The 10,202-nt window shown below is 66.3% G+C and carries 4 protein-coding genes and 1 tRNA gene; 3 read left to right on the top strand and 2 right to left on the bottom strand.

Annotated features, from left to right (window positions below; genetic code table 11):
• Window positions 1-5 precede the first annotated feature (5 nt).
• From ABLE86_RS20700 to ABLE86_RS20690, 3 genes are all read left to right on the top strand, one after another.
• A tRNA-Met gene (locus ABLE86_RS20700) sits at window positions 6-82 on the top strand.
• 165 nt (window positions 83-247) lie between these two features.
• The gene (locus tag ABLE86_RS20695) at window positions 248-5,035 is read left to right on the top strand and encodes an NAD-glutamate dehydrogenase (RefSeq protein ID WP_348780881.1); all 4,788 of its coding nucleotides are present in this window, start codon (window positions 248-250) and stop codon (window positions 5,033-5,035) included.
• Between the two features lie 103 nt (window positions 5,036-5,138).
• The gene (locus tag ABLE86_RS20690) at window positions 5,139-6,518 is read left to right on the top strand and encodes an MFS transporter (protein ID WP_348780880.1); all 1,380 of its coding nucleotides are present in this window, start codon (window positions 5,139-5,141) and stop codon (window positions 6,516-6,518) included.
• 190 nt (window positions 6,519-6,708) lie between these two features.
• Here ABLE86_RS20690 and purH read toward each other — a convergent pair whose 3' ends face one another.
• A complete protein-coding gene (gene purH, locus ABLE86_RS20685) occupies window positions 6,709-8,325 on the bottom strand; it encodes a bifunctional phosphoribosylaminoimidazolecarboxamide formyltransferase/IMP cyclohydrolase (protein ID WP_348780879.1) in 1,617 nt (538 codons plus the stop codon).
• 111 nt (window positions 8,326-8,436) lie between these two features.
• A complete protein-coding gene (locus tag ABLE86_RS20680) occupies window positions 8,437-10,158 on the bottom strand; it encodes a heparinase II/III family protein (RefSeq protein ID WP_348780878.1) in 1,722 nt (573 codons plus the stop codon).
• Window positions 10,159-10,202: the final 44 nt, after the last annotated feature.

Raw genomic sequence — 10,202 nt, 5'->3', positions numbered from 1 at the left:
GTTGACGCGGGGTGGAGCAGCCCGGTAGCTCGTCAGGCTCATAACCTGAAGGTCGTTGGTTCAAATCCAACCCCCGCAACCAGACCCAGAAAGCCCCGGCCCAAAGCCGGGGCTTTTTGCGTTTGGGAGCCCGCCGCGCGCCCTCTCGAAGATGCGCTTTTTGATCTGTTATCGTGGCGTCGCATGCACTTCTTCTGTTAACCTCGACCGCGACAGCGTGAGGAAATGATGGGGGAGTTTCATCATCATGACAGGCAGCGCCAATCCGAAGTCGACCGCCCCAAAGACCTCTCCATCGAAAAGTTCGCCGGGAACGGGCAGGCTTGCCGACTATCTGTTGCTTCGCGCGCCGGTCGAGGACGTCGCCGCCTATGATGCATCCGTACTTGCGCGGGCGGCGGGACTGGCCGAACGCGCCGTCACCGGGCACCACAAGGGCGACACGGTGATCGCCATCGATCGCGATCCTGTTGTTCAGCTCGACGGTCGCCCCCTGACAGTGATCACGGTCGTCAACGACAACATGCCCTTCCTGTTCGATTCGATCCTCGGCGAGATCAACGACAGCGTCGGCGAGCCGACGCTCGTCACTCACCCGATCGTGCTGGTGCGGCACGGCACGGACGGTGTCGAGGAGGTGCTGGGCGAAAGCAGCCTGCATAATGAGGATGACCGTGGCGCCGACCGGCTGAGCGTCGTGCATGTCCATGTGAAGGCGCTGGGCGAGGAGCAGGCGGCGGCGCTGGCGGAGCGGCTGCGCAAGGTGCTGGCGCAGGTGCGCAAGGCGGTTACCGACTGGAAGCCGATGCTGGCGCTGCTAGATCATACGATCTCGCAGTTCCGCCGCGGCGAGACGCCGCTGGAGAAGGACGCGGTGGCGGAGGCCATCGCCTTCCTCGAATGGCTGCGCGATGACAATTTCACCTTCCTCGGAATGCGTGAGTTCCGCTACACGGGTGGCGAGAGGACCGGCACTCTGGATCGGGCCGGCAAGCCCGGGCTCGGCATCCTCGCCAGTCCCGAGGTGCTGGTGCTGCGGCGCGACGCCGGCGGCGACAGCATCACCACGCCGGAAATCCGGGCTTTCCTGCACGGACCGGACCCGCTGATCGTCACCAAGGCCAACGGAAAGTCGGTGGTGCACCGGCGCGCCTATCTCGACTACATCGGGGTGAAGACCTATGACGAGAAGGGCAGGCTGGCCGGCGAGCTTCGCATCGTCGGCCTGTTCACCTCGACCGCCTATACGCGCTCGGTGATGAATATCCCCTATCTGCGCTCAAAGGCGCGGACTGTTCTCGACGCTTCCGGCTTCGACCCCGCCGACCATTCCGGCAAGGCGCTGATGAACGTGCTGGAGAGCTATCCGCGCGACGAGCTGTTCCAGACCTCGATCCCGACCCTGAGCAGGAACGCCGAGGCAATCCTGGGCCTGACCGAGCGGCCGCGCGTGCGCGCCCTGGTGCGCGCAGATCAGTTCGACCGCTTCGTTTCGGTGCTCGTTTTCGTGCCGCGCGACCGCTACGATTCGGACGTTCGCGAAAAAATTGGCACATATCTGAAGACCGTGTTCGAAGGTCGGGTCTCAGCCTTTTACCCGGCGTTCCCGGACGGCCGGCTGACACGCATTCACTTCATCATCGGCCGTTCAGGCGGCAAGACGCCCGAGGTCGAGCAGGCCAGGATCGAAGCGGCGATCCGCGACATCGTGCGCACCTGGCAGGATGCGCTGGTGGAGGCCGCGGCAGCGACCGGTACCGATACGGGGCTGGCGAGGGTCGCGGGCCAGTTCCCCGAAAGCTACCGCAACAGCTTCACGCCCGAACAGGCCCTGGCAGATGCGCGCCAGATCGTCTCGATCGACGCCGGCAAGCCGATCGCCGTCGACTTCTACCGCGACCATGGCCAGACGCCGGAGCAGGCGTCGCTGAAGATCTATCATCATGGCACGCCGGTGGCGCTGTCGCGGCGCGTCCCGATCCTGGAAAATGCCGGCTTCCGCGTGATCAGCGAGCGCACCTTCGAAGTGGGGAACGACGCAAGCGGCCCCGTTTTCATCCACGACATGGAACTGGAGAACGCTTTCAAGGGACCGGTCGACCTCTCGGACGATGGAGCGCTGTTCGAGCAAGTGTTCCTGTCGGTGTGGCGCGGCGATGCCGACAATGACGGCTATAATGCGCTGGCGCAAACAGCCGCGCTGCCGCCGCCGGCAATCGGTATCCTGCGCGCCTATGGGCGCTACCTGCAGCAGGCCGGCATTTCGCAGAGCCAGGATTTCATCGCCGCCGCGCTGAACCGTTACCCGCAGATCGCACGCGCCCTGTTCGAGCTTTTCGTTGCACGCTTCGACCCGACTGCGAAAGACGGCGACGTGACGGCCATGCACATCAAGGCATCGATCAAGGATGCCCTGGAGCAGGTGCCGAGCATCGATGACGACACCATCATCCGGCGCTACCTCAACCTCATCGTAGCCTCGGTTCGCACCAACTATTTCGTGGGTGATATGAAGCAGGAGGGCCAGTCGCTGGCGATCAAGCTGGACTCGCGCGCGATAGACGGCCTGCCCGAGCCACGGCCGTGGCGCGAGATCTTCGTCTATGGACCGGAGGTCGAGGGCGTGCATCTGCGCTTCGGTCCTGTTGCGCGCGGCGGCTTGCGCTGGTCCGACCGGGCGCAGGACTATCGCACCGAGGTGCTGGGCCTGGTCAAGGCGCAGCAGGTGAAGAACGCGGTCATCGTGCCGGTGGGCGCCAAGGGCGGCTTCTATCCCAAGCGCCTGCCCGTGGGCGGCAGCCGCGACGCGGTGTTCGAGGCCGGCAAGGCGGCTTACGTCAATTTCATCTCCAGCATGCTTTCCGTGACCGATAACATCGAAGGCGATCAGGTCGTGCCGCCCGAGGGCGTAACGCGCCGCGACGGCGACGACCCTTATTTCGTGGTCGCCGCCGACAAGGGCACGGCCACCTTCTCCGACACGGCCAACGCCATCAGCGAGGCGCATGGCTTCTGGCTGGACGATGCCTTCGCTTCTGGCGGCTCGGCCGGCTACGACCACAAGAAGATGGGCATCACCGCGCGCGGCGCCTGGGAAGCGGTGAAGCGGCACTTCCGCGAGATGAACCGCGATATCCAGACCTCGCCCTTCACAGTGGTGGGCGTGGGCGACATGTCGGGCGACGTGTTCGGCAACGGCATGCTGCTATCGCAGCAGACGCGTCTCATCGCCGCCTTCGACCATCGCGATATCTTCATCGATCCCGATCCGGACCCGGCCGCCGCCTTTGCGGAGCGCAAGCGGCTGTTCGCGCTGCCGCGCTCGAGCTGGCAGGACTATGACAAGACCAGATTGTCGGTGGGTGGCATCGTGGTTTCGCGCAGCCAGAAGTCGGTGACCTTGCCGGCGCCTGCGGCCAAGGCCATCGGCCTTGCCAGGACGACTGCCTCGCCCACCGAGATCATCAGCGCGATCCTCAAGGCAGAGGTCGACCTGCTTTGGTTCGGCGGCATCGGCACCTATGTGCGCGGCACCGGCGAGAGCAATCTGGAAGTAGGCGACCGCGCCAATGATGCCATCCGCGTCACTGCCGCGGAGGTGCGCGCCAGGGTGATCGGCGAGGGCGCCAATCTCGGCGTCACCCAGCGCGCGCGCATCGAGTTCGGCCTGCGGGGCGGCCGTTGCAACTCCGATGCCATCGACAATTCGGCCGGTGTGAATTCGTCGGACCTCGAGGTCAACATCAAGATCGCGCTTGCCTCGGCCATGCGGAAAGGGGCTCTGACCCGGCCCACGCGCAACAAGCTGCTGGCCGAGATGACCGACGAGGTCGCCGACTTGGTGCTCGCCAACAACTACCAGCAGACGCTGGCGCTATCGCTGCAACGCCAGCGCGGTCTGGCGGATATCGCCCATCAGGGCCGGTTCATGAACGCGCTGGAGGCGCGCGGCCTGCTCGACCGCGCGGTCGAGTTCCTGCCTTCGGCGGCAGCACTTGCCGAACGCGAAGCGCGCGGCGAGCCGCTCACCCGGGCCGAGCTCGGCGTGCTGCTCGCCTATGCCAAGATCGTGCTGTTCTACGACATCGTCGGCAGCGACCTTCTGAACGATCCGCATTTCGAGCGCGACCTGATGGGGTACTTCCCCGATCTGATGACGAAGAAATATGCCGACGAGATCAGGGCCCACCGGCTGCGCCGCGAGATCATCGCGCGCGTGCTGGCCAATGATGTGGTCAATCGCGGCGGTCCTTCCTTCGTCAACCGCCTGCAGGAAAACACCGGCTGCAGTGCGGCCGACGTGGTGCGCGCCTTCGTGGGGGTGCGGGAAGGTTTTGACCTGCCCACGCTCTATCGCGAGATCGACGCGCTCGACAATTGCATCGACGGGCAGGTCCAGCTCGACCTCTACCAGTCCGTCGGACGGCTGATCTTCGTTACTACCAGCTGGTATCTGCGCAATGCGGCGGGCGAAGGCCCAATCGACCGGGAGATCGCAGCGCTTGCCGAGGCGCGCCGGGCGCTGGAGCCGAGACTGGCCGAGCTGCTGCCGGCTTTCAGCAAGGCGCGCCTGGCCGCCCGCCGCGACGACCTGGTGGCAGCCGGGGCTCCGCAAGGGCTGGCGGAGCGCCTTGCGCTTGGCGACATTGCCGAGCTGATCCCGGACATATCGCTGGTGGCGCAGGCCGCCAGGTCCGACCTCGCGACGGCGGCAAAAGCCTTCTTCGCGGTCAGCGATGCCTTCCGCATCGCGCGCATGGAAGATGCCGCGCGGGCCATCACGCCTTCGGACTACTATGACGAGTTGGCGCTGTCGCGCGCCACCGACACCATTGATGCCGCCCGGCGCCGCGTGGCGGTGGCGGCGCTGGCCGGCTTCGGCGCGGCGGCCGATCCGGTGGCGGCGTGGCTGGAGACCGGCGGCGGCCGCGTCCTGCGGGTCCGCGAGCGCCTGCAGGGGCTGACCGAGGGCGGCGACATCAGCGTCTCCCGTCTGACCGTGGCTTCCGGGCTGATGAGCGATTTGACCGGTTGACGGCCGCCCGCTGGCCGTCGACAACAGGCACACGAAGCGGTTCGGAGCAGAACCGCCCGCGCGCATCCATGCAGGATGCGCCGCGTCCTGCACGGGAGGGGACATGGCCGAGGTCAGCATGGAGAGCAGCAGGGCGTCGCGCGCCGGCATCTGGGGCTGGATGTTCTTCGACTGGGCGGCGCAGCCCTTCTTCACGGTGGTCACCACCTTCATCTTTGGCCCCTATGTGGTGTCCCGTATGGCGACCGATCCGGCCATGGGCCAGGCGGCCTGGGGCTATGGCATAGCGGCGGCCGGCTTCGCGATCGCCATTCTTTCGCCGGTGCTCGGCTCGATTGCCGACCACACCGGCCAGCGCAAGCCCTGGATCGCCTTTTTCGCGGTGATCAAGATCTTCAGCCTGTGCATGCTCTGGTATGCGGCGCCCGGCTCGCCGCTGCTGCCGGTTATCCTGTTCTTCTCGCTCGCCTCTGTGGCGGCGGAGTTCTCCATCGTCTTCAACGATTCCATGATGCCGCGGCTGGTGCCCAAGGCCGAGATCGGCAGTGTGTCGAACATCGCCTGGGGGCTTGGCTATGTCGGCGGCATGATCGCGCTGGTCTTCGTGATCCTGTTCCTGGCCGGCTCGCCGGAAACAGGCCTCACGCTGATCGGCGCCGAGCCGCTGTTCGGCCTCGATCCGAAGCTGGGTGAGGATGCGCGCGCCACCGGCCCGCTTTCGGCGCTGTGGTATCTCGTCTTCATCCTGCCGATGTTCCTCCTCACGCCCGATGGCGCCAAGGGCAAGGCGCTGCGGCCGGCGGTGCGCGCCGGCCTCGCCGAGCTCAAATCGACGCTCGGCGAAGTGCGCCGGCGCAGCGGCATCCTGCGCTTCCTCGTCGCCCGCATGATCTACCAGGACGGCGTCAACGCGCTGCTGGCGCTGGGCGGTGTGTTCGCGGCCGCCATGTTCGGCTGGTCCATCACCGAGATCGGCCTGTTCGGCATCATCCTCAACGTAGTGGCGATCTTCGGCTGCCTGGCAGCCAGCCGGCTCGACACGGCGCTGGGCTCCAAGAAGGTGGTGATGATCGCGCTGACCATGCTGATCGTGGCGACGCTTGGCATCCTTTCCACTGGGCCGGGTTACACGCTGTTCGGCGCGCTGCAGCTCGACGGAGCCGACACCGGCGGCTTCTTCGCCACGCCCGCGGAAAAGGCCTACATTCTCTATGGGCTGCTGATCGGCCTTGCCTTCGGACCGGTGCAGGCTTCCTCGCGTTCCTATCTCGCGCGCAGCGTGACGCCGGCCGAGGCGGGGCGCTATTTCGGCATCTACGCGCTTGCCGGCCGCGCCACGAGTTTCCTGGCGCCGTTCCTCTATGCCACTATCACGGCCATGACCGGCACGCCGAGGCTCGGCATGACGGTCATCGTCGTGTTCCTGGTGGTGGGCATGGCGGTGCTGTGGCCGACGCCCTATCCGGCGGACAGGGCGAAGTGAGTGCTTTTTGGGTGGGGGAATCTTGAATACCCCCACCCCTGACCCCTCCCCACAAGGGGGAGGGGGGACTGTGACGCCCGATCTCTCAGCGCCACCATCCGCCCTTCTTGATAGCTACGCGACGAAATCGTCCCCTCCCCCTTGTGGGGAGGGGTAAGGGGTGGGGGTACTTACTTGCTCGGGAGCGGCCTCAGTGCCGGAAATGCCGAACCCCCGTGAACACCATGGCGATGCCATGCTCGTCGGCGGCGGCGATCACCTCGTCGTCGCGCATCGAGCCGCCCGGCTGGATGACCGCCGTGGCGCCCGCCTCGATGGCCGACAGCAGGCCGTCGGCGAAGGGGAAGAAGGCGTCGGAGGCAACCACTGAGCCCTTGGTCAGCGGCTCGGCCATGCCCGCCGCCTCGGCCGCGTCCAGCGACTTGCGCGCGGCAATGCGCGAGGAGTCCACCCTGCTCATCTGGCCGGCGCCGATGCCCACGGTCGCGCCGTCCTTCACATAGACGATGGCATTGGATTTCACGTGCTTGGCGACGCGGAAGGCGAAGCGCAAATCGGCCATCTCGCGCTCGGTCGGCGCGCGTTTGGTCACCACCTTCAGCTCGAAATCGTCGACCACCGCATTGTCGCGCGATTGCACCAGCAAGCCGCCGGCCACCGACTTCACCCCCATGCCGGGCGCGCGCGGGTCGGGCAGGCCGCCGGTCACCAGCAGCCGCAGGTTTTTCTTGGCGGCGATGATGGCTTGCGCCTCCTCGCTGGCCTCGGGCGCGATGATCACTTCGGTGAAGGTCTTCACGATCTCCTCCGCGGCTTCCGCGTCGAGCAGGCGGTTCACCGCGACGATGCCGCCGAAGGCCGAGACCGGGTCGCAGGCCAGCGCCTTGAGATAGGCGTCCTTCAGGCTAGCACCCTCGCCGACGCCGCAAGGGTTGGCGTGCTTGATGATGGCGACCGCAGCTGAAGCCGCCGGGTCGAACTCGCCGACCAGCTCGAACGCGGCGTCGGTGTCGTTGATGTTGTTGTAGGACAGCTGCTTGCCCTGCAACTGCCTGGCGGTGGCGACGCCCGGGCGCTTCTCGCCGGTGACATAGAAGCCCGCCTGCTGGTGCGGGTTCTCGCCATAGCGCATGACGTTTTCGAGCTTGCCGCCGAAGGCGCGCCAGGTGGGATGCTCGATGGCCAGCGCGTCGGCGAACCAGCCCGAGATCGCCGCATCATAGGCCGCGGTGCGGGCAAAGGCCTTGGCCGCCAGCTTCTGGCGGAATTCGTAGGAGAGGCTGCCGGTGTTCAGCTCCAGCGCATTCAGGACCGGCGCGTAGTCTTCCGGATCGGTGACGATGGCGACATAGGCGTGGTTCTTGGCCGAGGCACGCACCATGGCTGGCCCGCCGATGTCGATGTTCTCCACGATCGAGGCATAGTCGCCGCCGGACTGGCGCACTTCCTCGAAGGGGTAGAGGTTCACCACCACCAGGTCGATGGGCTGGATGTTGTGGGCGTGCATGGCTTCGGCATGCTCGGGGTCGTCGCGCACGCCGAGCAGCGCGCCATGGACCGAAGGGTGCAGCGTCTTCACGCGACCGTCCATGATCTCGGGAAAACCGGTGAGCTCGGAAACGTCGCGCACGGCGATACCGGCGGCGGCGATCGCCTTGGCGGTGCCGCCGGTCGACACCAGCTCGACGCCTGCCTTGGCAAGCGCTGCGGCGAAGTCGATCAGGCCGGTCTTATCGGAGACGGACAGCAATGCGCGGCGAACGGGAACCAGGTCTGGGGCGGGGATTTTCTTGGAGGCGACGGCCATGGGAGCGGGCCTTTCGGGCTGGTTTTGCTGGATGCGGGCGGCCTAGCACAGCCACCCCCGAATTCAAACGCCGCAAAGGTAAAATCGCTGCGAGTCGAGCCGCCGGATGCTCTAGCCGTGCTGGGCGGCAGCGCCATGGGCCTGCGCAAGCTGCCAGTGGACCTCGGGCAGCTGCGAGGCCCTGAACGACAGCACGATCTGGCGGCTGCGCCGCGGACCGCCCACGCCGGCGAAGAAGATCGATTCCTCCACCTGCGGCACGACCTCGTGGCAGGTGAAAATCCAAGGCGCGGCGTTGGCCGCGGAGAGCACAAGCTGCCCATTGTCGCCGCGCAGCAACTCAACGTCCGGATGCAGGTGAAAGCGGATCGTGACGTGGTCGCGGCCATCGTTGAGCGGGCGCGCGCCGTCCTCGCGCAGGAAACGATCCGCGCCGGAGACAAGCGCGCCTTCGGCAGATAGTTTCATTTCGCGCTCGTGACATATGCCGAAACGCGCCGCGTAGCCGTCGTGGCGGGCCACGAAACCCTGCGTTCCAGAAGCGTCTGTGCGCTCGCAGGAAGCCTGTCTCGGGCCGCCGATCAGCAGCGCGCCGAGCAGGTCGTGGACGCGCGGCGAATGGTTGAAGCGCGCCGACGAGCTGTCGTTCAGGGCGGCAGTCGAATGGGCGGCGGTTGCGCGCGACAGCGGGCGCAGTTCTTCCGCGCCGTAGGCGTCGATCCCCGCATTGACGATGTAGTGCTGCCGGCCGGCCGACATCTCGAAGGACAGGAAGCCGGCATGGGCCTTGTTCGAAACCTCGCTCGGTGGCGGCAGGCCCGTATCGGCGATCACCGTTGTGCGGCCCATCGAAAGCCGCTCGTAGCCGGAGTGCGGTGCGTGCAGCAGCGGCGCGCCGGCCGTTTCGTCGTGGCGCATGATAGCGGCGATGCGGTCGTGAATTGTCACGCCCATGCCGTTGAAGCGCGCGAGGCTACCGTCTTGGTGGCGGAAGAAGCGCAGCGCCGGCAGCATGCGTTCAACCGCCCCGATTAGTGCTTCCGGCGGCGCTTCGGCTTGGTTGGCATAGGTCTGGCGCAGCGGCAGAAGGTCGGCCAGCAACTCGAGCACTGCCATCGGGTTGCGCGAGATATGGCCTCCATCCGGCAGGATCTGCCGCTCGAGTTCCTCGGAAAGATTGCGCGTGGCGCTGCGCAGCGCCGACGCCGGCGCAGGCAGCGACAAGGCGGAAAAGGCGAGTGCTATCCGGGCCCGCAGCCTTTCCTCGCCATCCGGCATCTCGCGCGCCATCGAGCGCAAATAGCGAATTTGCAGCGCCAGCGACTTCAGATAACTGCGGTAAAAAGGGAACTCCGCCCCCTGAAGCACGACCGAGGAATGCTGCAGCCAGGCAATGATGCGCCTGGCGGTGATGGCCGGGTCCCATGCGGTGCCGGCAATATGGCCGCCATGGGTGGAGACCCAGTCGCCCACGAGTGCCCGCGCATTGGCTGCGGCCAGCTCAGTGCCTGCGGCGCGCATGTGGCGCAGCCAGCGGAAGCCATGCAGCGATCTGTTCCAGCCGCGATGGGGCACTTCGACGTGGAAGGGCGATTGGCCGCCGGTCTCGACCATATGGCCGGCGAAGGGGAAACGGCCGTAGTAGATTTCCAGCGCTATCTGCTGGTCGGCAAGGCGCAGGTCCGGCGGCGCGATCAGCACGCGCTCGGGCGTGCGCCCGGAAAAGCGCCAGCGATAGATCGGGCCCACGCGCAGGCGGAGGCGGGTCTTGCGCCAAAGCTCCTTGGCTAAGAGCGTCCCAAGCTCTGCCGTGTTGCCTGCCGCAATCGACAAAAACCGTCCCTCCAAGGAATGCAATCGAAAAGAGAAATTTTTAT

This window comes from Mesorhizobium sp. KR2-14 (assembly GCF_040049255.1).
Classification (GTDB): domain Bacteria; phylum Pseudomonadota; class Alphaproteobacteria; order Rhizobiales; family Rhizobiaceae; genus Pseudaminobacter.
This window is presented reverse-complemented; position numbering and strand designations above follow the sequence as displayed.